Origin of the sequence: Paenochrobactrum pullorum, assembly GCF_041929845.1 — a bacterium.
GTDB lineage: Bacteria > Pseudomonadota > Alphaproteobacteria > Rhizobiales > Rhizobiaceae > Paenochrobactrum > Paenochrobactrum pullorum.
This window is the reverse complement of record NZ_JBHEEH010000010.1, coordinates 56,653-82,355: the sequence shown is the minus strand read 5'-3', so window position 1 is coordinate 82,355 and position 25,703 is coordinate 56,653. Positions and strand designations below refer to the sequence as shown.

At 47.2% G+C, this 25,703-nt stretch carries 26 protein-coding genes; 11 read left to right on the top strand and 15 right to left on the bottom strand.

What is annotated here, in order from left to right; genetic code table 11:
- Window positions 1–76 precede the first annotated feature (76 nt).
- The 8 genes from JNC77_RS13365 to cckA form a co-directional block, all read right to left on the bottom strand.
- Window positions 77–1,159 carry a DNA polymerase III subunit delta' gene (locus JNC77_RS13365; protein WP_374833312.1) on the bottom strand — a complete coding sequence of 361 codons (1,083 nt, stop codon included), beginning with the start codon at window positions 1,157–1,159 and terminating at the stop codon, window positions 77–79.
- Entirely contained in the window at window positions 1,149–1,811 is a 663-nt protein-coding gene (gene tmk / locus JNC77_RS13360) for a dTMP kinase (protein WP_374833310.1), read from the bottom strand. Before tmk ends, JNC77_RS13365 begins: the two co-directional genes overlap by 11 nt.
- Window positions 1,812–1,894: 83 nt before the next feature.
- Window positions 1,895–3,121 carry a D-alanyl-D-alanine carboxypeptidase family protein gene (locus JNC77_RS13355; protein WP_374833308.1) on the bottom strand — a complete coding sequence of 409 codons (1,227 nt, stop codon included), beginning with the start codon at window positions 3,119–3,121 and terminating at the stop codon, window positions 1,895–1,897.
- Window positions 3,096–4,349: a septal ring lytic transglycosylase RlpA family protein gene (locus JNC77_RS13350; RefSeq protein WP_374833306.1), complete on the bottom strand. Its 1,254-nt coding sequence runs from the start codon at window positions 4,347–4,349 to the stop codon at window positions 3,096–3,098. Before JNC77_RS13350 ends, JNC77_RS13355 begins: the two co-directional genes overlap by 26 nt.
- Before the next feature lie 190 nt (window positions 4,350–4,539).
- Complete coding sequence (locus tag JNC77_RS13345) at window positions 4,540–4,788, bottom strand: helix-turn-helix domain-containing protein (protein ID WP_374833304.1); 249 nt, start codon at window positions 4,786–4,788, stop codon at window positions 4,540–4,542.
- Window positions 4,789–5,101: 313 nt separating this feature from the next.
- Window positions 5,102–5,638 carry a BA14K family protein gene (locus tag JNC77_RS13340; RefSeq protein WP_374833302.1) on the bottom strand — a complete coding sequence of 179 codons (537 nt, stop codon included), beginning with the start codon at window positions 5,636–5,638 and terminating at the stop codon, window positions 5,102–5,104.
- A 150-nt stretch (window positions 5,639–5,788) separates the two neighbouring features.
- A complete protein-coding gene (locus JNC77_RS13335; protein ID WP_374833300.1) occupies window positions 5,789–7,030 on the bottom strand; it encodes a TIGR03862 family flavoprotein in 1,242 nt (413 codons plus the stop codon).
- Window positions 7,030–9,618: a cell cycle histidine kinase CckA gene (gene cckA / locus JNC77_RS13330; protein WP_374833298.1), complete on the bottom strand. Its 2,589-nt coding sequence runs from the start codon at window positions 9,616–9,618 to the stop codon at window positions 7,030–7,032. Before cckA ends, JNC77_RS13335 begins: the two co-directional genes overlap by 1 nt.
- Window positions 9,619–10,128: 510 nt before the next feature.
- On the opposite strand from cckA, the gene JNC77_RS13325 reads away from it, so the two are divergent.
- Window positions 10,129–11,427: a hypothetical protein gene (locus tag JNC77_RS13325; RefSeq protein ID WP_374833296.1), complete on the top strand. Its 1,299-nt coding sequence runs from the start codon at window positions 10,129–10,131 to the stop codon at window positions 11,425–11,427.
- Window positions 11,428–11,499: 72 nt separating this feature from the next.
- Here JNC77_RS13325 and dksA read toward each other — a convergent pair whose 3' ends face one another.
- Entirely contained in the window at window positions 11,500–11,916 is a 417-nt protein-coding gene (gene dksA, locus JNC77_RS13320) for an RNA polymerase-binding protein DksA (RefSeq protein WP_184223117.1), read from the bottom strand.
- A gap of 329 nt (window positions 11,917–12,245) precedes the next feature.
- On the opposite strand from dksA, the gene JNC77_RS13315 reads away from it, so the two are divergent.
- From JNC77_RS13315 to JNC77_RS13300, 4 genes are all read left to right on the top strand, one after another.
- Window positions 12,246–12,770 (top strand): SixA phosphatase family protein, encoded by a 525-nt coding sequence (locus JNC77_RS13315; protein WP_374833294.1) that lies wholly within the window; start codon window positions 12,246–12,248, stop codon window positions 12,768–12,770.
- A gap of 104 nt (window positions 12,771–12,874) precedes the next feature.
- The gene (locus JNC77_RS13310; RefSeq protein ID WP_374833292.1) at window positions 12,875–14,338 is read left to right on the top strand and encodes a YcjX family GTP-binding protein; all 1,464 of its coding nucleotides are present in this window, start codon (window positions 12,875–12,877) and stop codon (window positions 14,336–14,338) included.
- Window positions 14,335–15,411, top strand: coding sequence for a YcjF family protein (locus JNC77_RS13305; protein ID WP_374833290.1), 1,077 nt, complete (start codon window positions 14,335–14,337; stop codon window positions 15,409–15,411). The genes JNC77_RS13310 and JNC77_RS13305 overlap by 4 nt, the downstream gene beginning before the upstream one ends.
- A 144-nt stretch (window positions 15,412–15,555) precedes the next feature.
- Window positions 15,556–16,089 carry a hypothetical protein gene (locus tag JNC77_RS13300; protein WP_374833288.1) on the top strand — a complete coding sequence of 178 codons (534 nt, stop codon included), beginning with the start codon at window positions 15,556–15,558 and terminating at the stop codon, window positions 16,087–16,089.
- A gap of 70 nt (window positions 16,090–16,159) precedes the next feature.
- Here the strand turns inward: JNC77_RS13300 and folK are convergent, their stop codons facing one another.
- The 3 genes from folK to folP all read right to left on the bottom strand — a co-directional run bounded on the left by folK (window position 16,160) and on the right by folP (window position 17,964).
- Complete coding sequence (gene folK / locus JNC77_RS13295) at window positions 16,160–16,624, bottom strand: 2-amino-4-hydroxy-6-hydroxymethyldihydropteridine diphosphokinase (RefSeq protein WP_374833344.1); 465 nt, start codon at window positions 16,622–16,624, stop codon at window positions 16,160–16,162.
- A 68-nt stretch (window positions 16,625–16,692) separates the two neighbouring features.
- Entirely contained in the window at window positions 16,693–17,052 is a 360-nt protein-coding gene (gene folB, locus JNC77_RS13290) for a dihydroneopterin aldolase (RefSeq protein ID WP_374833286.1), read from the bottom strand.
- A gap of 69 nt (window positions 17,053–17,121) precedes the next feature.
- A complete protein-coding gene (gene folP / locus JNC77_RS13285; RefSeq protein WP_374833284.1) occupies window positions 17,122–17,964 on the bottom strand; it encodes a dihydropteroate synthase in 843 nt (280 codons plus the stop codon).
- 207 nt (window positions 17,965–18,171) lie between these two features.
- On the opposite strand from folP, the gene JNC77_RS13280 reads away from it, so the two are divergent.
- Window positions 18,172–18,789: a DUF922 domain-containing Zn-dependent protease gene (locus JNC77_RS13280; RefSeq protein ID WP_374833282.1), complete on the top strand. Its 618-nt coding sequence runs from the start codon at window positions 18,172–18,174 to the stop codon at window positions 18,787–18,789.
- A 66-nt stretch (window positions 18,790–18,855) separates the two neighbouring features.
- On the opposite strand, the gene JNC77_RS13275 is transcribed toward JNC77_RS13280, so the two are convergent.
- Together JNC77_RS13275 and JNC77_RS13270 are read right to left on the bottom strand one after the other, a co-directional pair.
- Entirely contained in the window at window positions 18,856–20,139 is a 1,284-nt protein-coding gene (locus JNC77_RS13275) for an O-acetylhomoserine aminocarboxypropyltransferase (protein WP_374833280.1), read from the bottom strand.
- A 177-nt stretch (window positions 20,140–20,316) separates the two neighbouring features.
- Window positions 20,317–20,748, bottom strand: coding sequence for a CoA-binding protein (locus JNC77_RS13270; protein WP_374833278.1), 432 nt, complete (start codon window positions 20,746–20,748; stop codon window positions 20,317–20,319).
- Window positions 20,749–20,849: 101 nt separating this feature from the next.
- Between JNC77_RS13270 and JNC77_RS13265 the strand changes: the two genes are divergently transcribed.
- The 5 genes from JNC77_RS13265 to JNC77_RS13245 all read left to right on the top strand — a co-directional run bounded on the left by JNC77_RS13265 (window position 20,850) and on the right by JNC77_RS13245 (window position 24,498).
- On the top strand, window positions 20,850–21,263 hold the full coding sequence (locus JNC77_RS13265) for a PaaI family thioesterase (protein WP_374833342.1): 414 nt from the start codon (window positions 20,850–20,852) through the stop codon (window positions 21,261–21,263).
- Window positions 21,264–21,497: 234 nt separating this feature from the next.
- Window positions 21,498–21,962, top strand: coding sequence for a 50S ribosomal protein L13 (rplM, locus tag JNC77_RS13260; RefSeq protein WP_184223136.1), 465 nt, complete (start codon window positions 21,498–21,500; stop codon window positions 21,960–21,962).
- A 2-nt stretch (window positions 21,963–21,964) separates the two neighbouring features.
- Window positions 21,965–22,438, top strand: coding sequence for a 30S ribosomal protein S9 (gene rpsI, locus JNC77_RS13255; protein ID WP_374833276.1), 474 nt, complete (start codon window positions 21,965–21,967; stop codon window positions 22,436–22,438).
- A gap of 275 nt (window positions 22,439–22,713) precedes the next feature.
- Window positions 22,714–23,643, top strand: a complete 930-nt coding sequence (argC, locus tag JNC77_RS13250) for an N-acetyl-gamma-glutamyl-phosphate reductase (RefSeq protein ID WP_374833274.1) — start codon at window positions 22,714–22,716, stop codon at window positions 23,641–23,643.
- The gene (locus JNC77_RS13245) at window positions 23,644–24,498 is read left to right on the top strand and encodes an aminoglycoside phosphotransferase family protein (protein ID WP_374833272.1); all 855 of its coding nucleotides are present in this window, start codon (window positions 23,644–23,646) and stop codon (window positions 24,496–24,498) included. It begins immediately after the preceding gene.
- A 4-nt stretch (window positions 24,499–24,502) separates the two neighbouring features.
- Here JNC77_RS13245 and JNC77_RS13240 read toward each other — a convergent pair whose 3' ends face one another.
- Entirely contained in the window at window positions 24,503–25,564 is a 1,062-nt protein-coding gene (locus JNC77_RS13240; RefSeq protein WP_374833340.1) for a COX15/CtaA family protein, read from the bottom strand.
- Window positions 25,565–25,703: the final 139 nt, after the last annotated feature.

Genomic DNA, 25,703 nt, shown 5'->3' with positions numbered 1-25,703 from the left:
CGTTTCAAATCTTGTTAGCTGTGACATATCCTATGTGGCAGGCTGTGTCACTTAATCTTGTAATCTCTGCGTTAAATCACATCACACTGATAAGGTCGCCATGATTGGCGAGATGTGTTTTTTGCAAAATAATCATAACCGCTTGTTTGCGGTCAAGGTTATAGGTCATTGTTTCCGCTGTTTCATCCGAAATCTTATGCCAAAAACGTGACCATGCATCGGCAGCGCCGACAAAACCATCTTCAGCATATTTGCAAGCCTTTGAAGCAATCAAATTGAGCATATGCTCCATAAATAACTGATATTGTATTTCTGCTTCACGGCCATTTAAAATCTGCGCCAGATTTTGCGCTTTCGGTACATCAAAAACGGGCGCCGCTAAAATGGCATCAGCTGTATCTGCAATTTCAATACCGCCATTGGCCACCATCAGCAAGGCGCGCCGCACACTGCCTTCAGAGCGCACAAATAACGACTGCATATAACCGGCATTATTGGTATCAAGGCCTACCTGCGCACCGATAAGACTTAATGCAGATTGCATTGAACCATTATCAAGCGGCTTGAAGCGCAGTGCCTGACAGCGTGAGCGAATTGTCGGCAGCAAACGACCGGCAGAATGCGAAATCAGGATAAAAAGTGCCTTTGCCGGCGGTTCTTCCAGTGTTTTCAGCAAAGCATTGGCCGCATTGCGGTTCATGTCGTCTGCCGGATCAATGATGACAATCCGCCAGCCATCATCGGATGCGGTGCGCGTCAGAAAATGCGTCACTTTGCGAATTTCATCAACTGTAATCACGGTGCGGAATTTACTGGTCTTTTGATCAAATGGTCTACTGATATGCAAAACCGCCGGATGCATGCCGCCAGCAATCTGACGATAAAGCGGGGTGTCGAAATCCGGCTTGCTCAGTTGCAGCGGTGCATGAGCCGCTTGCGGATATTGTAAAATATGCCCCGCCAGCTGAAAAGCAAAGGTTGCCTTGCCAATCCCCTGTGGCCCTTCCAGCAGCAAAGCATGATGCATACGCCCACTTTGATAGGCTTGTACCAAAAATTCCACATTATCATCATGGCCGGTCAGAAAGTCATTTGCGGAAGGTGCCGGAATGCCTTCAATCGTATCATAGGTCTGCGGGCTGACTATCTCACTCATCATCAGCTGCCTTTGTAAAATCTCTGGCCTTCAACAAGGCTGCCATTTCGGCGATGATATCCTGATTAATCGCTTCAACAGGTCTGTCGGCATCAATCACTTTGCAACGTTCTGGCTCATTGGCAGCGATACTGAGAAAAGCCTGACGTCGTTCTTCTTGTGTAAAAATCTGTTCTTTTTCAAAGCGATCTGCAATTTCGTTACCACGACGCTTTAGCGCGCGCGCCATGCCTTTTTCAGCTGGAATATCCAGAATAAAGGTCATATCCGGTTTAACACCGTCAATCGAAATGCGCTCCAAAGTCGTCATAAAACCGGCATCCAAATTACCTGTCACGCCCTGATAGACACGGCTTGAATCGATGAAACGGTCGCATAATACAATGCGTCCTTCCTCTAAAGCCGGTCTGATCAATTGTTCGATATGATCATTGCGTGCAGCTGCAAAGAGAACTGCTTCCATAGCAGAACCATATTCTTCCGCAGCACCGCTTAAAATGACATGGCGCACGGCCTCAGCTCCATTTGAGCCACCTGGCTCACGGGTAATCAGCGGATCAAAACCTGCACTTTTCAGGTAATCAGCCAGCAAGGCAATTTGCGTTGATTTTCCAGCGCCCTCGCCGCCTTCGAATGTTATGAACAATCCGGCCACCAGCTATGCGCTCCTTGCAATAAAATTGATATTCATCACCGTCTTATGCGGCTTAACTTTGAGACGCAAGAGCCGAGCGACAATCAGAGCAATTTACGTATCCATCCGGTTGCAATTTCAATTAATGCACCCAATGACCGCTCTTCAAGATTACCAAGAGCAACAGTATTTTGTGTAAAAACAGGAAGTTCCCGCACAATATGCTCGCCGGATTTGACTTTCAAAGTTCCGACCATCTCATCGGCCTTGACGGGGGCATTTAGAGGTCCGCGATATGTTATTTCGGCACTTAGTCCGGAGCGGCCATCTTTGGGCAGCAACAAATCAACATTATCTTTCACTACGAGAGGCACTGAACTTTGGGCACCGTTAAACACTTGTCCCTGTCCTATAATTGCATTTTTATTGAAAAGCCGCACATCGTCAAAATTATTCATACCCCATTCAATCAACTGACGGGCTTCTTCGCTGCGGTCTTTCTCATTTTTCAAACCGGCAAGACTTAAAAATAAACGGCGTCCGTTTTTCTCAGCCGATGTGACGAGCGCAAAACCGGTTTCTGTTGTGCCGCCAATACTCATGCCATCGGCATTGATATCCATATATAATAGCGGGTTGCGGTTGCGCTGGAAGATTTTATTCCATGTAAAATCCGTCTGCGCATAATAGGGATAATATTGCGGATATTGATGATAAATATGGCGTGCTAAAAGGGTAAGATCAGCAACAGTGACATGCTGTCCTTCGTCGGGCAAACCAGTTGAATTAACAAAAACAGAATTTTTTAAACCAATGTTTTGCGCGCGTTCATTCATACGCTCAACAAATTTTTGCTCATCACCAGTGATGCCTTCAGCCAAAATAATGCACGCATCATTGGCCATTTGCACAATCATCCCTTGCACCAGATCTTCAACAGTAGGCGAAGATTTAATCTTGGCAAACATGGTGGAGGTACGTGAGGGTGCTCCACCGGTGCGCCATGCATGTTCACTCACCACATAGCTGTCTTGCAAGCTGATTTCTTGTTTGTTTAAAGCATCAAATACAACTTCAGCCGTCATCAATTTTGCAAGTGATGCAGGCAGAAATTTTTGGTCAATATTGCGTGAGAAAAGAACAGTGCCGGTTTTATCATCCAGCAGTAAAATTTGCGGCGCTTTTAATTGCAAATCAGCGGCGGCAAAAGCTGGTTGAGCCGCAGATAATGTCGCAATTAATAGCGATGCTTTTAGTATTGCGCAGGGTAATTTGCGCAATACTAATTTGAATGGCTGATGACGTTTAACGGACACGCACGACAAAGGCATCGACCGCTCCAGCCTTCCAAGCCTGACGCAACAGAGCATCATTATCGCCGCTATTAGCAACGGCAGTTAGTGTGAAAATTTCACTCTGCTCGGTTGGAATATTAACATGACTGACTTTACCATAGGCTTTCAAAAGTTCAGCCATTTTGTCAGCCTGTTGCTTGGTGGTAAAAGATCCCAAATTTACATAATCAACATCAGCTGGTTCTTGAACATGCTGCTTGCGCCATGAAGCGGAAATCGCATCAGCGGACAAAATTCCACCATAGGTCTGCTGTTCTTTAAATGATGCAGTGGCGATACGATCAGATGCATAACCTGCCATGCCGGCAAAACCATTATGATTTGCATTGGCTATACCAAAACCGGCAGCCGGCCGCGGCATCGGCAGAGGAATAGCGGAAGGCAAAGTTGCCTCAGGAGCAAAAGCTGCCGGTGCGGCCTCATTGCTGAACGCAAATGGTGATTGACTGGTGGCAAATGGATTATTTTCAGGCCGTGCTGTCGGAGTCGGGCCATTCATGGCCATCATCACGCCCGTTGCTGGTTGACCGATCGGATCGGAACCATCGCGAAATGATGCCATCAGGAATTGATCATCCTGCCCGTCAAGCGGCGCGCGCCCGACATATTCAACTTTAACATCCGCGGTGCCGTGGTGCGTATAATCCAGCATATCGGCTGCTTGCTTGGAAAGATCAATAATGCGGTCATTTGAGTAAGGGCCACGATCATTGACGCGTACAATCAATGAACTGCCATTGGCAAGATTGGTTACCTTGGCATAGCTTGGCAGCGGCATGGTTGGATGAGCCGCTGTCAGATGGTGCATATCATAAATTTCGCCGTTTGCTGTCAAACGGCCATGAAATGCATCACCATACCAAGAAGCGCGACCCGTTTTCTTGTAATTGGGATCTTCTTTTGGTTTATACCACTTGCCGCGAACCTTGTAAGGTTTGCCGACTTGATCACGCCCGCCACCACGCGGCAAAGGCTTGCCTTTTTGCGTGGTTACGCGCGGGCTAGCCTTTACGCCATATTGGCTTTCAGCGAAATATTCTTTCGAGCGGGCTTTCGACTTTGACTTCTGATCGGCTGATGGGCCTGCACAGGCTGTCAGAACGCTACCGATAACCGCAATAACAACACAGCGACCCGATAGTGCTATCAGGCGCTTTTCATTCATTATAGTGCCGGCTTTGTACCAACCAGATTTATTTTTCATAAATGCCGTACGCTCACTTATTAAAAAAACATAGTTTTGAATATCAAAACCATGTTTTCAGATACCCATAACAGATGGCAGCCAATTATTGACAGTTCATTAAAACTTTATCTGCGACAGGAAGCAAGAGGGATTATACGGCATTAATACCTCCTGTTTGCGAATATGGTAAACAATTAGCTTACCGATTTTAAGACGCTTTAACCATTATCTTGTCAATGGCCTCAGGCTGGAAACCAGCTGCACTGGTAATGCGTGCAAGTTTTGAAGGCTCAACCTGATCACTATTTTCAAGTAAAGTGATCTCATCACTGGTCAGGCCGCAGACAATAGCCAACTCTTCGATCGAATAACCCAATGATTGACGCAGTGCCTGCACAATATGCACGCCGTGACCAACTAAATTTTGAATATTTTCTAAAACTGATTTAGACGACATTAAACACCTTTTGTTTTTAAAACCGCTGTCGAATTGCTCAAAATTCAACGAATCGATTCAATTTGCCGGTTGTAACCGACAGTTTACGGTGAGACAGGCTCTCACCTGAAACTGAGCATAGATGGTAAATATCAAACTTATACGACGGCACTGCCTTCGTTGACAGTTTATTTTTACCATTAATAATGTGCTAACGAATATATTGATTTGCAGATGATGGCAAACCTTCATCGCACTATAACAAGATTTTGATGTAAAAAGTCCGCTTTCAACATCTTGAAAGCGGACTTTGGAAAAAGATTTATATATGTGATCAGCTATATGGAGAATAGCAGAGTTTGCGAGGGCCATTATATGGTTGGAAACTATTGTCGTAGGCACGGTATGAACGATATTTGTTGGCGCACCAATTTATATGTGCCTGACTCATTGTTGGACGGGCTGGCTGTTTAGGCGTTGTCGCACCAACAATAGCTGCACCTAAGGCAAAGGCTGCAATCGGATACCACCAACCGTCGCTGTGGCGTCGATAACCCGGACGAGAATGCTGATAACCATTATGTCCGTTCCAATATCCAGGACGTGACGGCTTGTGTGAATGCTGTGGCGGGCGTGGTCTATGCGCATTATTTTGCGGCGGACGAGGCTTGTGATTGTTGGAATGCTGCGGCGGGCGCGGTTTACGATTGTTGGAATGTTGCGATGGACGTTTATGCTGAACATTAACAACATTGGACGGTTGTGTCAGTGAAGAGGGCAAAACGGGTGCGGCCAATGAACTTGCAACAGATGAAAGAACGATGCCTGCACTTATACCGGTGGCGCAAAAGATGGTAACAAAACGTTTCATTTTTAAGAACTCCTTGAGAAACAGACAAAGCACTGAAAGAAGTGACTAACTTAAATTATCTTTAGCCGGATGAACTGACGATGAACGAAAATACTATAAAAGATGAAGAATATGTAATGTTAATTTTAATCGCCACTTAATCTATGGCTACTAAAGAAGCTGTTGATGTTCCTTTACCCATTTCATTGCCCCACATGCGCTATGCAATCCGGTGGCAAAACAAGCGGTTAAAAGATAGCCGCCAGTTGGCGCTTCCCAATCCAACATTTCACCGGCAATAAAAATACCGGCCATATTTTTCAGCATCAAATCACTATTCATTGAATTAAACCTGACACCACCAGCAGAAGAAATAACCTCTTCTATCGGACGCGGTCTTTCAACCTGAAGCGGATAATTTTTAATGCGATCTACAATATTTTCATCAGTCGTAAGCTTGGGAAGCTCGCGCAACAGAGCAATTTTTACTGGGCTTAAACCAACCGCTTTTCGCAATTTCGTTGACAGGCTGGCTTTCGGATTTTGACGTTCGAGTGATTGCGTAATTTTTTGTAGCGATAATGCAGGTGCCAAATCAAGTGTCAGCACGGCTTTTCGACCCTGAAGTAATTCGTCGCGCAAATGAGCCGAAAAAGCATAGATGAGGCTGCCTTCAACACCATGAGGCGTAATAACAAATTCACCTTGTAATATTTGGCCTCCAGCACTTGCTTGTACAGTTTTAACCGGTTCACCGGTAAAACGCTCTTTAATTGCAGAACTCCAATCGACATCAAAACCGCAATTTGCTGGTTTTAACGGTTCGATATCTACGCCTTGTTCAAAGAACTGCTGCTGCCATCCACCATCAGAGCCAAGTTTTGGCCAGCTGGCACCGCCAAGGGCAAAGATCGTAGCATCAGCTTTTATGAAGACATCACCGTTATCGGTGCGAAAAAGATGATCACCATCCTTAAAACCCAGCCATTGATGACGGTTTTTTATTACGACGCCCTGCTCTTGCAGCCTGTTGAGCCAAGCGCGCAACAGCGGCGAAGCTTTCATGACTTTGGGAAAAATTTTTCCGGACGTGCCAACATATGTTTCAGCTCCCAAATCATCCGCCCATTGGCGCAAATCAGAAGGGGTAAAAGCATCAATAATCGGCTTTAAAAGCGGTAACCGGTCACCATAACGCGTGATGAAACGCTCAAAATCCTCATTATGCGTAAGATTAAGCCCGGATTTTCCGGCCATTAAAAATTTACGGCCAACGGTTGGCATCCGCTCATAAAGTGTAACACTTTGCCCATGACGGCTTAAATAATCAGCCGCCATCAAACCGGCAGGCCCGCCACCGATAATTGCGAAATCTGCAATTTGCGGGGCGGATTTCAATTTTTTGGCCTGCATCAGTCTTCTTTCTCGAGCATTTCCTTCACGGCTGTTGCCAGCTGCTTCAACGAGAATGGCTTAGGCAGGAATCCGAATTTGGCGTCTTCCGGCAAATTGCGGGCAAAAGCATCTTCCGCATAACCGGAAACGAAAATGAATTTGATGTCAGGATAATGTACACGCAATTCACGCAGCAAGGTCGGCCCGTCCATTTCCGGCATCACGACGTCGGAAACAACGATATCGACCTGCCCGCCCAGCTCTTCCAGTACTTCCAAAGCTTCGACACCGGAAGCGGCTTCATGCACCGTGTAGCCTCGCGACTGCAAGGCACGCACGCCGCCCATACGCACCGCATCCTCATCTTCAACCAAAAGCACAGTTGCTGAACCTGAAAGATCTGCATTTTTCTCTTGCTTTTTCTCTTTTATAGCAGGAGCTTGTGCACTGCCTGCTTTGTGCTCCACCACATGGCGAGGCAAAAAGATTTTAAAGACCGTTCCGGTACCAAGTTCGGAATCACAATATATGAAACCACCGGTCTGTTTAATGATACCGTAGACCATCGAAAGCCCAAGACCTGTACCCTTGCCCACCTCCTTGGTGGTGAAGAATGGTTCAAAAATCTTTTCCAGTACATCGGGCGCAATACCACTGCCGCTATCTTGTACTTCAAACATGACGTAATCGGCTTCCGGCAATTCGTGATATTGCAGCGCGGCAACTTCTGCCAGCGGCATATTACGGGTGCGAAGCGTAATCAAACCGCCTTCCGGCATTGCATCGCGCGCATTCACGGCAAGATTGACCGCAACCTGCTCGAATTGGCCAAGATCGGCGCGTACCGGCCAAAGATCACGGCCATGTTCGATTTTCAGATCGATGTCTTTGCCCACCAATCTTGCGAGCAGCATGCGCAAATCAGCCAATACATCCGTTAAATCGAGCACTTCCGGACGCAATGTCTGACGGCGCGAGAATGCCAGTAACTGGCGCACTAAAGAAGCCGCACGATTGGCATTCTGTTTGATATTCATAATATCAGGGAAAGATGGGTCTGAGGCTCGATGATTGCTGAGGAGCAGATCAGAAGACATGATAATGGCGGTCAGGACATTATTGAAGTCATGCGCGATACCACCAGCCAATTGCCCCACGGCCTGCATCTTCTGGCTTTGCGCCATCTGGCCTTCAAGCACTTTTTGCTCGGTCGTTTCAACCGCTGATACGATCGCGGCCTCATCGGCATCTTCGCCGCCAATATCGGTAACTGGGCTGATATAAAAGCGTATATGCCGCTCTTCATTACCGGGTAAGACGGTATCAATAGGGGAAATGCTCGCCTGCCCCGCAAAAGCTGCTGCTAGAGCGCGTGAAAATGCTTCACGATCACGTTCATGCACAATCGCTTCTACCGGAAATTGACGCTCTATCGCATCCGGTTCGACTACTGTTGAAAATATATCCAGAAAACGCGCATTGGTACGTAATGTATGGCCTTTGCTGTCAACTGCGGCAATCGCCATCGGTGCAGAGTTAAAGAAGCGGGTGAAACGCACTTCGGCCGAGCGCAAGGCAGCGGAAGCATCATCGCCTTCAGCACGGTTGAGTACAATGGTACGGCTGGTGCCGCGCAAACCATCGCGCAACATCTGCACGCGATGATAAAAGCGAACCGCCAGACTTTGGCCATTACGCTTGGCCAAATCCAGATCAATCACCGAATTGCGGCTTGAACCCGGTTCTGCTTTAACAGAATTGACCAATGCCATGCCGTTACCGGCCACAATATCATTGAGTGTTAACGAGCCCGGCACAAAAGCCGCCAGATCAATGCCCAGCCATTCGGCCAATGTTGCATTGAGATAAATAATTCGACCGCCCGCATCGGCGGAAAAGAAACCGGCAGGCGCATGATCAAGATGATCGATTGCTTCCTGCAAATCCTGAAAAAAGCGTTCCTGCTCGGCACGCTCATGAGAAATATCCGAAATTTGCCAGGCTACCAACGGGCCTTTATGCCTTTCATTACCCGCAACGGGGCGCGCTTTGATGCGATACCATGTTGGTGTGAGGCTGGTTGCATTCAAACTATGACTGTGAACAAGAGGACCACGCAGGCGGATTTCTTCTTGTGCAGAAAAACCATCACGAACAGCATTGGACAAACGATAAATGGCATCAGATCCACCGGATTCAGAGGTCAGAATCGTATCAAGTGTGCGCAATTCTTCACGGCTTGCTGCACCGGTCATCTGTGCATAGGCCTGATTAGCGTATACGATATGGCCTTTAGTATCAGAAACAATCGTCCCTTCAGGCATCGTATCCAAAAAGGAGTGAGAAAGATTGGCATCTTTCACGCCACGATTAAATTTGATCAGACCAATGGTAGAGCCAATCAGATAAAACACGCCCAGCATGGCAAGAAGACCAAGAATCGCCAGCACGAAGCCCTCGCCCAACTGATCGCGGAACAGCAAGAAGAAAACAGTCAATCCAATCAGTACAAGACCGAGCACCAACAGCCGCAGTCCTGATCCTGCAGTTGGTTTTTCATTCACAGCCGGTCGTGAAAAAAGTTCGGTTTTTGTCTGCTGAGACATACGCCCCGCCACCCTGTCTTTAGATTATATTGCATCACTGCTGATGTGATAACGAATTTTAACGTGCTTAACTACTCTTGCTTTGAAATTTACCGCAGCCTTTACACTGATAACCGGATAGCGGGCGGAAACCAGCTATTTTTTCCGGCCCTCTAGTGCTCATTGATGGTTAGTCTCTCACATGTCTGATGCTATAATTTGCAATGTCTGAACATAAAGAACCGACGATTCGCAGTCATGACGATATTTTTTTAACATTTTATGCTAATATAGCTTTCAAACATGTTTTTGGGTCATTTCAGCCTTTTGAAGAACCGGAACATGATTTTAACCACATTTTTTATAGAGTGCAGTTAACTTAACCCATTGTGCTGTGATTGATCTCTTGTAGATATGCAAACTGCACAACAGATCGGGCATCTTGATTACAATGATTGTAACAAACAGACAGCCATCAAGGTCTGCATTTTATTGTTTAAGTCCTGATCGGAAATTTAAAGGGGTCACAGGATGAAGGAATCGCTTAGCGGCATTCTTGGTGAAGGAACCGCCAATATCGTACTGTTCATACTGTTATTTGCCGCCATTTTAGTGGGCATTTTCATTGTCTATGCAATTATTAAACGTTTTAGCGGCACAACAGCTGGTTCGCAGTCATTTACACATAATCACCATGAACCCTCATCCCGCCTTGCTGTCGTTGATGCCGCGAATGTCGACAATCAACGTAAATTGGTTCTGGTTCGTCGTGATGATGTAGAGCATCTGATCCTGATCGGCGGCCCGACCGATGTTGTTGTTGAACAAAATATCACAGCTGACAGTGATTATGCCCGCGGCTCCCGTATTACCGAAGCGCAGATTGCCCGCTATCAAAATAATCAGACTGATGATTTTAATCTTGAGGCCCCTGCTCGTCCGGCAGCCCATCAGCGTTCCGAAACGCTGGCATTAGATTATGTATCAAGCACCCCGGCATCGGCACCTTCATTTGCAGCTCAAATGCCGGTTGAAGCCCTTAAACCAATAGTGCAAAAGCCATTAGTAATGAGCGAGCCGGCTCCAATGCAGACTGCCGCCCTGCACCAGCAGACCATATATCGCTCCGAGCATGTGGTTTCGCCTGTACCTGCAAAAACCGTTCCGACACCACCGGTCTTTGTAAAGCCTGTCCCCGAAGCACCGGTGCAAAATGTCAAGGCTGCCACGCATCAACCGCGTACAGTCATGCCGGCAGCACCTGTTGCAAAGCCTACAACCCATCGCGCCCATCCGGCCTATCCGCTTAGTCAGGTTTCACAAGGTGTTCTGACGTCGACGTCGGCTTCATCTGCATCTGCATCTTCATCTACGTCTGCTGTCGCAACTGCTGCAACTGCAACGGTAGCAGCCACAGCTGCAACCGCAGCCAATGGTCGTTTAGATAGTGTTACCCCGCAAAAAGCTGCTTCGCTTGATGATGTAAGACCAGCTTCGGCAACACCAAGCTTTGCACCGCAACAGGCCTCAAAGCCTGAACCAGGTTTTGATCCTCAGCCATCCAATGAAGCAAATAATTTTGCCTCACTCGATGATGCACTTGATCAAGCACTGTTCAATGATTTGAATACAGATTTCTTTGAACCGGCAAAATCTTCTGCGAACAAGGCTGAGGATGAAATGTCTCTGATGCTGGAAGAAGAACTATTGTCATCCCTCGATATGGAAATGGATCTGAGGGAAATGGATATCGAGGCAGAATTATCCGTTGATATCGAAGATGAAATGGAAAAACTACTCGGCGAATTATCCATTAATCCGGAACGCTAAAACCAGCATATAAAAAAGGGGCTGTGAATTTCACAGCCCTTTTAAAATCATAATAATGATAACATTGACAGTTTAATCATCACGGTAAATTTTTTCCCGACGTTCATGGCGTTCCTGCGCTTCAATTGAAAGCGTAGCAATCGGACGGGCATCCAAACGCTTCAGACTGATTGGGTCACCGGTCTCCTCACAAAATCCGTATGTACCTTCATCAATCCGTCCCAAAGCTGCATCGATTTTAGAAATCAGCTTGCGCTGACGATCACGGGCACGAAGCTCAATTGAGCGATCTGTCTCGGACGAAGCACGATCAGCCAAATCAGGATGGTTTGAATTTTCTTGTTGTAGCGTTTCTAGTGTTTCACGGGCTTCACGTAAAATATCATTACGCCAAGCAATCAGCTTGCCACGGAAATACGACTTCTGCCGTTCATTCATGAACGGTTCGTCATCGGCAGGCCTGTAGTCAAGGTTAATTAATTCACTCATCTGAATCACCCCACACCTAGGAGACGAGGTGTCTCTATAAATCGACATTCACATCGGCACAACATCAAATAAGCCTTTATTGCCACTTTTTAGTGTGTATCCCAAGAATATTCACCCAATGAAAGGAAAGGTTGTATTTTCTCCTTATCCGGCTTGAATTATCTGAAAAAACACCGCTTTAATAGTCGCATAAGGTATAATGGGGCTTGTAACATCGCAGATACAAAATCTTGCGACCATGATAAATTTTGCATGCTTCGATAAAAACTGGCAATTGTGACATCAAGCACCGCCTCATCCGTTCCATTTTTTGTAAACTCAGGCAGAACATGACAAAATCAACTTCGAAGCGTCTTTTTCTATTGCGTCATGCCCTGGCCAGCTGGCCATCTATTGGAGCGAAGGATTTTGACCGCCCGCTTGACCCGTCTGGATTTGCGATCATTGATGACTTGGCACAAGCGATGGCCAGAAAAAGCATGATACCGGAAGCCATTCTGTGTTCCGCCGCCCTGCGCACAAGTCAGACATTGGAGCATTTACAAAAACATTGGAACGAAACACCGATGATTGAGTTCAGTGACAGGCTTTATAGCGGCAGTGCTTCGGATTATTTGCAGGCAATACGAGACTTTGGCTATCTTTTTGAAGAATGTCAGTCACTTATGCTGATCGGCCATAACCCAAGTATTGAAGACCTGACCTTTGCTTTGACCGGCAACCAATCCGGCATCGCATTCGAGCGTTTGCGTGCCGGTTTCCCCACAGCTGGACTAGCTGTATTTGATTTTGATGTGCCATTTACTGAAATCGGCCCGCGTAATGGGCAACTTATGTCCTTCCCTACACTTTGATAAAATCTGATTGTTACCCATATTGCTTTTGCCATCATGCCGGATTGCTAATTCGTTGCGGCATCATATATTTAAGTCACTGCAGATATTGATGAGGCTGACATTTGGCAAAAATGACCACATTGACCGACGAGGCACTGATTGCTTTTGATACGCTGGCTGATCGGTCGCGTTCGCTGTTATCACCATCATTGCGGCTTGGAGTAACCGGTCTGTCCCGTGCCGGTAAAACGGTTTTTATTACATCTCTCATTCATAATCTCATTCATGGCGGACGTTTGCCGCTGTTTGAAGCCTATCAGTCGGGGCGTATCAGCCGTTGCTATCTGGAGCCGCAACCAGATGATGCAATTCCTCGTTTTCAATATGAAGAGCATCTGCAAGCTCTTATCAATGAACGTATCTGGCCGGATTCGACCCGTGCTATTTCGCAGTTGCGCATTACGATTGATTATCAGTCGGCCTCGTCATGGGGGCGTATGCTGTCTGCCGGCAAGCTCTCACTCGATATTGTCGATTATCCGGGGGAATGGCTCCTCGATCTGCCCTTGCTTGGCAAAAGCTATAAGGAATTCAGCGCTGATTCTTTTAAATTGGCGCAAGAGGCTACGCATCGCGATTTAGCCGACCAATGGTTGCAGGCAGCCAATTTAGTGCACCCTTCAAAACCTGCGGATGAAATAACAGCACAACATCTGGCGCGCATCTTTACAGAATATTTGCGTGCCGGAAAAGCCGATGAACGCGCACTTTCCACGCTGCCGCCCGGGCGCTTTCTCATGCCCGGTGATCTGGATGGTTCGCCAGCGTTGACATTTGCACCACTCGCCAATCTCAAGCAGGAGGATTTCAATTCCGGCTCTTTGGCATCGATGATGGAGCGGCGCTACGAATCTTACAAAACACATGTGGTAAAGCCGTTTTTCCGCGAACATATTGCCCGCCTTGATCGCCAAATTGTGCTGATCGACGCGATGCAAGCACTCAATTCCGGTGGAGCGGTGGTTGCCGATCTGGAGCGCGCCCTCACCGATATTTTATCCTGCTTCCGTCCGGGGGGCTCAAGCCTGCTGACAGGATTGTTTCAACGCCGCATCGGTCGCATTCTGGTGGCTGCTACCAAGGCAGACCATTTGCATCATGAAAGCCATGATCGTCTGGAAGCAATTGTGCGTCGCCTTGTCGAACGTGCGATGCAACGCGCGGATTTTTCCGGTGCAGATATTGATGTTTTGGCGATGGCAGCAGTACGCGCAACACGTGAAGCGACAGTCACCCAAGGCAAAGATGTTTTGCCTGTCATTGTCGGCACTCCGTTAAGGGGTGAAAAAATTAACGGCGAAATCTTCGATGGTGAAACAGAAACTGCTATATTTCCTGGAGACTTACCAAAAAATCCTAATGTAATTTTTGAAAAGAATGAAGTTTTTCATCAAGATGATGCGCTGCGCTTTATCCGCTTCCGTCCTCCTAAAATTGAAAGCACCTCTGACGGTATCACCCTCTCCTTGCCGCATATCCGGCTCGACCGTGCATTGCAGTTTTTGATCGGAGACCGCCTTTCATGAGTGAAAATCGCAAGCCCGGCTCTTTTCAAGTCACGGAGCAAAAAACAGCGCAAGCGCCTGAACAACAGCAGCAAACTATTCGCAAACCACGCGCAGTCTCTGATCCAAGCCAAATCATTCCGGAGCCGGTTGATATTTTTGAGCTGGATGCCGATGAATTGGCGGCCATTCAAAATCTGGATGTACCGGAAGCGGAATATAAGAAAAGTCGGATATCTCTGCGTTCGGTGCTTTTTGCGGCCCTTGGAATTTTATTTTCTTTTGCCGTCGGGCTTTGGGTTGAAGACCTGATCCAAGCCATGTTCAACCGCACCAGTTGGCTCGGCGTGATAACGCTTGTCGTTGCGATCGTGGCTCTTGTCAGCTTTGTCATTTTAATCACCCGAGAGCTGATCTCGTTGCGCAGGCTTGCCTCTGTTGCATCGTTGCGCGTGGCAGCGCATGAGGCCGCACAAAAAGATGATATCAAGGCTGCACGTCACGCAGTTTCACAGCTTGTATCTGTTACATCCAGCATTCCGGCAACAGCGCGCGGTCGTAAATTGCTCGATGATACCAAAGACGACATTATCGACGGCCGCAATCTGATCAAGCTTGCCGAAACGGAGCTGTTGAAGCAACTTGATACGCAAGCACGATCATTGATCATGCATTCAGCCAAACGCGTTTCGATCGTCACTGCAGTCAGTCCTCGTGCGTTGGTTGATATTGCCTATGTGGTGTTTGAATCAGCGCGGCTTATTCGTCGCCTGTCAGAGCTTTATGGTAGCCGCCCGGGCAGCCTTGGCTTTTTAAAACTAACCCGTAATGTAATTGCTCATTTGGCCGTTACCGGCACTGTTGCGATGGGTGACAGCGTTATTCAGCAACTGGTCGGGCATGGGCTTGCCTCCCGCCTTTCCGCAAAACTTGGTGAAGGTGTCATCAACGGGTTGATGACGGCACGTATCGGCATTTCTGCGATGGATATTGTGCGGCCATTTCCGTTTCTGGCTGAAAAGCGCCCCGGAATTGGTGATTTTGTCACCGACCTGACCTCGCTCAATAATATTCGTAAAAACAATGAAAAATAAACGGGAATATGTTGACATTTACAGCAATGCAAACGAAGCATTAACCATTAAAAGCGATTATCAGTCTATCGAAGCAGTTGCTAATAGAGGCTGACTTTATGGCTTTTGCCTCCCCCTTTGATAAAATTTGGAACCAAAACTGTGATGAAAAATCGTTTAGCTGCTTGCCTCTTTATGTTGCCTGCCACGACATTTTCAGTCTCGGCTTTGGCTGCTGATAATGATCAGCAGTTTTTCCGTCAAATCGAAGGTCAATGGAGCGGCTCTGGTGAGATCGTTGCCGGAAAATATAAAGGCACCAAATTTGTCTGCAATCTGGCCGGAACAACACCGGAAACCACCTCAGGCATGACATTGGATGGCTCTTGTCGCGTTGGTGTTTTCTCACAAGCGATGAAAGCTGTGATTTCACGCGAGGGTAAAAACTATACCGGCGCCTTCAATGATGGCGCTGCCGGTAAAGGTTTGGATGTTGTTTCCGGTAATGTCAGCGGCAACCGTATTGTGTTAGGCTTGAATCGTAAGCAGCTTGATGGTGCAATGCTCGCCCGCGTTGCCGACAATAATACAATGAATGTAACTGTTTCAGTTCGTGTTGAAAAAGAACTGGTTCCGGTTATCGGCCTTAACCTGAAACGCACAAGCGGCAGTGTTCCAAGCAATATTGCCCGCAATTAGTAATCGGTCATAGAGATTTAAAAAGCGACTTCAGATTATTATCTGAAGCCGCTTTTTTAGTGTCGGTCATTTAAATTTTTCGCCACCAGTCCGCATTGCTGTCGGCAATTTCGATACCTTGCACATCACTGACTTGAGCCGCCTGTGCGATCACTTGCCCCTCAACTTCCAAATAAGGCGCAATATCTGCCAGTGGCACAAGCACAAATGCGCGCATCATCATGCGTGGATGCGGTAAGTTCAAAAGCTCTTCATCAAGTGTGATAAAGTCAGCATTTTTTTCCTGCATTACCAAAATATCAATATCGAGCGTGCGCGGCCCCCAGCGTTCAATCCGCTCGCGCTTCATATCTGCTTCAATGGACAGACAAGTTTCAATCAATTGCAATGGCGGCAGGTTGGTTTCAAGCCGAGCGCAAGCATTGTAAAACCAACTTTGGTCGGTTTTGCCCCAAGGGGGGGTCCGGTAGAGTTTTGAGACAGCACTGACTTTGCTGTCCTCGCGCCTGTCCAGCATATGAAGCGCACGAGCCATTGACGAGACAGGATCGCCTAAATTGCCGCCCAAGCCTAACCATGCGCTATATTTGAAATTATCTGCACTCACTGTTCGTGAACCACCACTACTTCAACAAAGTCCAGAACGCCCGCCACTGGCGCATGCGGTTTGCGCACTGTAATTTCCGCGCGTTTGATCTGCTTGAAATGATCAGACAAGGCTTTGGCAATATCAAGTGCCAAAGTTTCGATCAGATAACGACGCTTGCCGGTGACAATTTTCTCAATCAGTTGAAATGCCACGCCATAATGGACGGTCCCTTCAATACTGTCTTCTTCCAGTGCGTTGCCGGCATCGACGGTCAAAACCGCATCGACATAAAAGCGCTGACCAAGCTTTTCTTCTTCATCAAAAACGCCGTGACGTGCAAAAAAAGCACAGTTCATCATCCGGATCGTGTACATTTTCACTCTCTTTTGCCTGTCAGACGATTATCATTGTTGATGATCATCGTATTTTAAAGGCTTTTTTGCTTAAAGCATGCTGCCCTTGCTTTGTAGAATGGTATCCGCAACTGCAAGAGCCTGCGCATTGACTGATACATTATGAACACGGAATATATCCGCACCATCCAAACGTAAAGTGACAGATGTGGCGCTTGTGGCCACATCACGCTGTAACGGGTCAGTTATACCGCTTATTTTGCCGATAAAACGCTTGCGCGATGTCCCCACCAGTACAGGGTAAGGAAACTGCGCCATTTCTTTAAAACGGGCAAGCAGTTCAACATCTTCCTCCAATGAACGGGTAAATCCAAAGCCCGGATCAAGCACAATCTGGTTATCTGCAATACCTGCTTTATGTGCGATCTCTATCGATTTTTTAAAAAATACTACTTGATCCTCAAGCGGATCAGCTTCGCATTCACGCTCGCGACTGGTATGCATCAGCACAAGCCCTGCACCCGTCGCTTTGGCGACATTGGCAATATCGGGTTCACGATGCAAACCCCAGACGTCATTGACAATATGGGCACCTGCTTCAATTGCGCGTTTTGCAGTTTCTGCGCGATATGTATCAACTGAAATGATGCAATCACCCTGCTCTGCCAGCATTTTTATAATCGGCAGCACACGTTTTTGCTCGGTCAGGGCATCCACCGCTTCAGCATTGGGCTTGGTTGATTCACCGCCCACATCGATAATCCGTGCGCCATCTTCAATCATCTGGCGAGCTTTTTGCAAAGCGCTATTCGCTTGCAGATGTTGCCCTCCATCCGAGAAAGAATCCGGTGTGACATTTAAAATACCCATGATGATGGCCTGAGCACCAAGCTCCAACGTCTTTCCGTGTGCCAGTTGCCATTGTTTCAACATTTATGAGTGCTCCAACTCAATGCATTAATCATAACTGCGGTTAGTGTGATAAAAGCAGATTATTATCTACGCATTCTCAAATCTATCGCGTTATAACTTACTTGAACATTTTGTGTGCTGATATAATCGAGTAATTCTTTATGTCAGGCACATGGAAATAAAAAATATTATCATGATAAACACACGCGTTTTAAAAGGGTTGCTGGGATGATCAAAAAGTTCAAAATTCTGATCGCAGCTTCCGTTTTGTTTTCGGCCGCGCTACCGGCGCAGTCTGCCTCTATTTTCCGCGAGATTAAATATTATAATATTAGCGGAAAAACGGCAGAAGATTTAGATTATGCACTTTCCAATAAAGGGCCTTTTCTCAAATCTACCGGTCAGCATCATCCAGGTGCTGCAGAAATCCGTTTTGATGCCAAAGTACGTTATGGCAAAGAGAATGGCAAAGCCTGTAAAGTCACGGGTGTTTACGTCAATATCCACGGCAAAGTGTTTTTGCCGCGCTGGAAGCAGCGCAAACGCGCACCTTTGGAATTGGCGCTGATTTGGGATACTTTGTCGAGCGACATCAAACGCCATGAAGAAAGCCATCTGGTGATTGCGCGCGCTCATGCCAGTGAAATGGAGCAGCAGATCGCCAAACTTTACAGCCGCAAGGATTGTGCTGATTTACGTGACGACATCAATCGCGTGACTGAAAAGATCATGGCGAAACACGATAAAGAACAACAGCGCTTTGATCGTGTTGAGACAATTAATTTTGAAAACCGTTTTGAGCGTCTTTTGACCTATCGCTTGGAACAATTGGCCGACAGCCTTTAAAATTCAGCACATAAAAAAGACCGCACTTTGGATAAAAGCGCGGTCTTTTCTGTTTGTATGGAAAATTTAGATATTCGCCAAAGCCTGTTCCAAGTCTGCAATAATATCATCGGCATCTTCAATACCGATTGAGAGACGGATAACTTCCGGCCCTGCACCTGCGGCCACTTTTTGCTCGTCGTTTAGCTGACGGTGTGTGGTGGAAGCCGGATGAATGACCAGTGAGCGTGTGTCGCCGATATTAGCGAGCAGCGAGAACAATTCGAGATTGCCGACGAACTTAACACCTTCGTCATAACCACCCTTCAAACCAAAGGTGAAGACAGCGCCTGCACCCTTTGGTGCATATTTCTGCTGCAAGGCATGATATTTATCATCAGGCAGACCAGCATAGTTTACCCAAGCGACTTTATCATGCGCTTTCAGCCATGTGGCTACTGTCAGCGCATTGTCGCAATGGCGCTGCATACGCAGTGGCAATGTTTCTGCGCCAGTCAGAATCTGGAAAGCATTGAATGGCGAAATAGCAGGCCCCAAATCACGCAGACCAAGAACGCGCGCCGCAATAGCGAAGGAAATATTGCCGAAAGTTTTGTGCAGTTCCATGCCGGCATAGTCAGGACGTGGTTCGCTTAAGAGCGGGTAGTTGCCGGATTTTGCCCAGTCAAACGTGCCGCCATCAACCAAAATACCGCCCATGGAGTTGCCATGACCACCGATGAACTTTGTCAATGAATGCACAACAATGTCGGCACCATGCTCGATCGGGCGCAGCAGATAAGGCGAGGCAAGCGTATTATCAACAATCAATGGCAGGCCATGCTTATGCGCAATTTCGGCAATCGCAGCAATATCAACAACAATACCGCCCGGATTCGCGAAGCTTTCAACGAAAATCGCGCGGGTGCGGTCGTCAATTTGTGCCTCAAAAGAAGCCGGATCGGTAGCCTCTGCCCAGCGCACCTGCCAATCAAAGGATTTGAAAGATTGACCGAACTGGTTAATCGAACCGCCATAAAGTTTGTTACCGGCAATGAAATTATCGCCCGGCTGCATGATGGTGTGGAAAACCAGCATTTGGGCTGCATGGCCGGATGCGGTCGCAACAGCCGCGGTACCACCTTCCAGTGCTGCAACGCGCTCTTCCAAAACAGCAGTGGTTGGGTTAGTGATGCGGGTGTAAATATTGCCGAATGCCTGCAAGCCAAACAATGAGGCTGCATGATCTGCATCATTAAATACAAATGATGAGGTCTGATAAATCGGCGTTGCCCGTGCGCCTGTGGTCGGATCCGGTTTCGCTCCGGCATGAATTGCCAGTGTTTCAATTGCAGGTGCGCGCTTTGACATTAAATCCCTCCATAGGCGAATATTTTCGCAATGCCGTTTTTATTGCTAGTGAACTTATGGATAAACCATAAAAAAGCAAATGATCCGATGCTAGAAAGCTTGCCTTTACGCAAAATATTTTCTTAAGAAATGTAATTTTAAGAAAATAAAACCAGATCAGCATTCAAATGCGTAAAATCAGCCAATTAGTCGCGGATATTCTATCGCCGGACAGTGGTTCATAACCACTTTGAGCCCTGTTTTATGGGCGCGTTTTCCTGCGTTTTCATCAACTACACCAAGCTGCGTCCACAGCACTTTCGGCAGTATTCTCAAAGTCAGAATTTCGTCAACAATACCAGCAACCGCATTGGATGCACGGAAGACATCAACCATGTCGACAGGTTCAGTTATATCGCTCAAAGTAGCATAAACAGTCTGCCCCAATATTTCCTTGCCTGCCTGCCCCGGATTAACCGGCAAAACGCGATAACCTTTTTGTAGTAAAAACTCCATCACGTGATAGCTCGGCCGGTCCTCATTGGGGGATGCGCCAAGCAGCGCAATTGTTTTCACATCAGACAAAATTTCGCGCAATTCCGCATCGCTGTCATTCAAATACGTGCTCATCAATAGCCCTTTAGTAAGGTTTGCTTTGTTTAATGAGTATGACATGTTTTGCGTCAAATTTAAGAGGGAAAAAAATTGTGCAGGTAAATTTAAAACCCGTTATGTCGGTGGAAGAATTGGAAGGTTTTCTAAGCCGCGAGTTTCCGCAATTGCACGAAACCGGTCGCGATTATCATGTGTCTTCCATCAAAGAAGGCACGGCTATCATGACACTTAATGCAGGTGCCAAACATTTGCGCCCTGGCAATACGGTTTCCGGTCCTTCTCTTTTTATGTTGGCGGATGTCAGTGCCTATGCTGTGATTTTGGCTCATATCGGCCCTGTTGCACTGGCTGTGACCACAAATCTGAATATCAATTTTTTACGTAAAGCCGAGGCCGGATTACTCACGGCAGAGGCAAGATTACTCAAACTTGGCAAGCGCCTTGCTGTTGTGGACATTTTCATCACAGACAGTAATGACGCTTTAATTGCTCATGCAACCACCACATATTCAGTGCCGCTAAACCGATAAATTATAAGGTATTATAATACCATAAAATTAAGTGACTGATTTTATTGAGTAATTTATAATACATTGATTTTAACGCGCTTGACGAGCGTCGCACAGTTGTGTATGGGACACCCAGAATGTGTGAAGTTAACTTTGCGCATTTGTTTATGTTGTGAATGCTCCATTCGGAACGCTCATAATACAAGCAACAAAAAATGCCTTCCATGCAGGAAGGATTATCCAAGGAAAACTTTTATGGCAACTTTCTCTCAGAAGCCAGCCGAAGTTGAGAAGAAGTGGATTTTGATTGACGCCGAAGGTCTCGTCGTTGGTCGTCTTGCCACTCTCGTCGCCAACATTCTGCGCGGTAAGAACAAGCCAACCTTCACCCCACACGTTGATGATGGTGACAATGTCATCGTAATCAATGCTGACAAGGTTGTATTCACCGGTAAGAAATATACCGACAAGAAATACTACTGGCACACCGGCCATCCGGGCGGAATCAAAGAGCGTACAGCTCGCCAGATTCTTGAAGGCCGCTTCCCTGAGCGCGTATTCGAAAAGGCCGTTGAACGTATGGTTCCACGTGGCCCGCTCGGTCGTCGTCAGATGAAGAACCTGCGTGTTTATGCAGGCACCAGCCACCCGCACGAAGCTCAGCAGCCTGAAGTCTTGGACGTAGGCGCGCTGAACCGTAAGAACAAAGGGATTGCATAATCATGGCTGAGCTAAACTCGCTCGAAGATCTGGGCACAGTTGTTGCAACTGAAGCCGCAGCTCCGGTTCATGTACAGAAGCTCGATAAACTTGGCCGTGCATACGCAACCGGCAAGCGTAAAGATGCTGTAGCTCGCGTTTGGGTAAAGCCAGGCAGCGGCAAGATCACTGTAAACGGTAAAGATTTCACCGCTTACTTCGCACGTCCAGTGCTTCAGATGATCCTGCAGCAGCCAATCGTTGCTTCAAACCGTAACGGCCAGTTCGATGTTATCGCTACCGTTGCCGGTGGTGGTCTGTCCGGTCAGGCTGGTGCTGTTCGTCACGGCATCTCCAAGGCTCTGACCCACTACGAACCAGGCCTGCGTGCAGTGCTGAAAAAAGGTGGCTTCCTTACACGTGATAGCCGCGTTGTTGAACGTAAAAAGTACGGTCGCGCGAAAGCCCGTCGTTCTTTCCAGTTCTCGAAGCGCTAATACGCTTTTCGACTTCGAACAAGAAAGCGGGTCTTCGGATCCGCTTTTTTTATATGTTTTATTGCATGACAGAGAGATACAGGAACCTACTGTTTACGACACTCTAATGAAATCATACAAATAGAATATAATCGCGATGATTGTGCAGTGATTATATTGTATGAATGAAATTGCAGACTCAAAACTGCCCCTTATAAACACGTTTGTTTTTCTAAATTGAATTATAAGAAAACAATCGTAACTTGTTGTAATTTATAAAGATAAGGCAAAGAAGAATGAAACCGAAAATCTTCATTGATGGCGAACATGGCACAACCGGCTTGCAAATCCGCACCCGACTGGCTGGCCGCACCGATCTTGAAGTTATTTCGATTCCCGAGGAAGAACGCCGCAACAAGGATATGCGCGCTGATTATCTGCGCGCTGCCGATATTGCCATTCTTTGCCTGCCTGATGACGCTTCCAGAGAAGCTGTCAGCCTTTTACACGGCCACAATGACACCCGTATCATTGATACATCCACAGCGCATCGTATCCATTCCGACTGGGCTTATGGTTTTGCCGAGCTGGAAAAAGCACAGCGCGAGCGCATCAAGTCTGCGCGCCTTGTGGCCAATCCCGGTTGCTACCCGACCGGCGCCATTGCGCTTGTTCGTCCATTGCGTGATGCAGGGTTACTGGATGCCGATCATGCGATCAGCGTCAATGCTGTTTCGGGCTATACCGGCGGCGGCAAACAAATGATTGCACAAATGGAAGATCCAAATAATCCGGAACATATCAGCGCCAACAACTTCCTTTACGGCACCACGCTGCGCCACAAGCATGTACCGGAATTGCAAATGCATGGCCGTTTGGAAAAGCGCCCCATTTTCAGCCCAAGCGTTGGTCGCTTTGCACAGGGCATGATCGTTCAGGTTCCGCTTTTCCTCGATCAAATGCAGGGCAAAGCCTCGCTTAAAAGCATCCATGAGGCGCTTACCGCTCACTATGCAGGGCAAGATATTGTCCGCGTTGTACCACTGGAGGAAAGCGTTCAAGCTGGCCGCATTGATGCAGAAGAGCTTTCTGGCACCGACGGTATGAAGCTTTATGTCTTTGGCACTGAAGGTGATGGTGAGGTTAATCTCGTCGCCGTTCTCGATAATCTGGGCAAAGGTGCGTCAGGGGCAGCTGTCCAAAACATGGATTTGATGCTGAGCTAAATGATCATACCAGCCTTCCCGCAAGACTGGGCAATTCTGGAGCACGAGCTACTGAATGAAACTTTTAGTAGTTTCATCTGGAAAGTCCGGCTCCTGAATGATGAGATTGCCATCGTCAAAGAGATAAAAATATTTGACGATGATGAAGACGAGTTACGTGGTTTTCATTATTTAAAATGGCACAATGGCGGCGCTTGCGTGCGTCTGCTTGATTTTCAAGGCCGCCGGATGCTGTTGGAATATGCAGGTGACAAAACCTTAAAACAGGTCATTACCGAGCAGTCCGATAATGATGCCACGGATATCGCTGCAGAGGTCATCAAAGACCTGCTGGCACAATCAGATAAAATGGCAGACAAACCGATTCCGGCGCAACTACAGCCATTGCGTGATCGTTTTAAAAGCCTGTTTAATAAAGCCGATCAAGAACGCATAGACAACGCCGAAAGCTTTTACATCAAAGCCGGAGCTATCGCTGAGCGCTTACTTGATAATCAGCGAAATTTACGGGTATTGCATGGTGATATTCATCATGAAAACATCATGCTGGGCAAACGTGGCTGGCTGGTCATTGACCCAAAAGGTCTTTATGGCGACATGGTCTTTGATACAGCCAATATGTTTTATAATCCGCTCCATCAGATAGATTTAACGGCTGATCCGTCACGTATTGGAAAAATGGCTGAATGTTTTGCCACGGCACTTAATCAATCACCACGCCATATTTTGGATTATGCTGTGAGCTATGGTGCCTTGTCCGCAAGTTGGCACGCTGAAGATGGCAGTATAGAGGATGAGGAAAATGCATTGCAGGTTGCGGCTGCGATCATGCACAGCCGCAATCATTTCTTTTGAAAAATCAATAAGCACCTTTAGTTGCACGCCAATGTGCAACAGCAAACGCCAATACGACCAAAGCAAAGCCTTGATGCAACAGCCCCCAGTGCAGCGGCACCATGGTCAGCAAAGTTGCAATACCAATACCTGCCTGCACCAAAATAAGGCATGTCAGCACGAGAGCGCGTCTGGCGTGCGTTGTGCCAGCCGCATGACGCATGGTTTGCACCACATGCAAGACCGCCAGCAGCAATACCGTATAAGCCACCATACGATGAATGAACTGAACGGTTTTCGGGTTTTCAAAAATATTGCGCCACAATGGTGACTGGCTAAAAAGATCAGACGGTATAATCGCACCATCCATCAGCGGCCATGTGTTGAAGGTAAGCCCTGCATGGAGACCTGCAACCAGACCACCCAGATAAATCTGCACCAGAACCGCAAAAACCAGCCAACCGGCAAAGTGCTGGATATTTCGATCAGCTTTACTGTCCGTATATTCCACCAAGCCCCGTGCCACATAAAAGACGGCAGTGATAATGATGCAGGCCATGGTTAAATGCACAGCCAAACGATATTGGCTAACATGGGTGAGAACACTCAAGCCTGATGCAACCATCCACCAGCCGATGGCACCTTGCAAAGCGCCAAGAGCCAAAATACCAAGCATACTGGTTTTCAGGCCACCTTGCAGACGGCCACTAACCCAAAAAAAGATCAATGGAATGGCAACCAGAAAGCCGACAAAACGCGCCAGCATACGATGCGCCCATTCCCACCAGAAAATATACTGAAACTCATAAAGGCTCATACCTTTATTGATTTGTTCATATTGCGGAATTTGACGATATTTCTCGAACTCTTCGAGCCACTCTACATGATTGAGCGGCGGAATAACCCCGTGGATAGGTTTCCACTCAGTGATGGAAAGGCCGGAACCGGTCATGCGGGTTGCGCCCCCCACCATCACGATCGCTATCAACACGACAAAAACCGCATAAAGCCAATATTTGACGAGGTTACGGTCACGACGCTGCTTTTCGGTCAAGCCTGCGCCATTCGTTGTTGGATAGTCCGGCATCGAAGCAATTGTCATTTTAAAACCCTGCGCTCACGCTAATTCGCGTGAATGGTTGATTACAAAGTAATTTTCATCACTTGAAGCAAATTTTACGTCCCAGCTTTAGCGTATTGCCAGCGTGGACGTAAACATCGGAGAA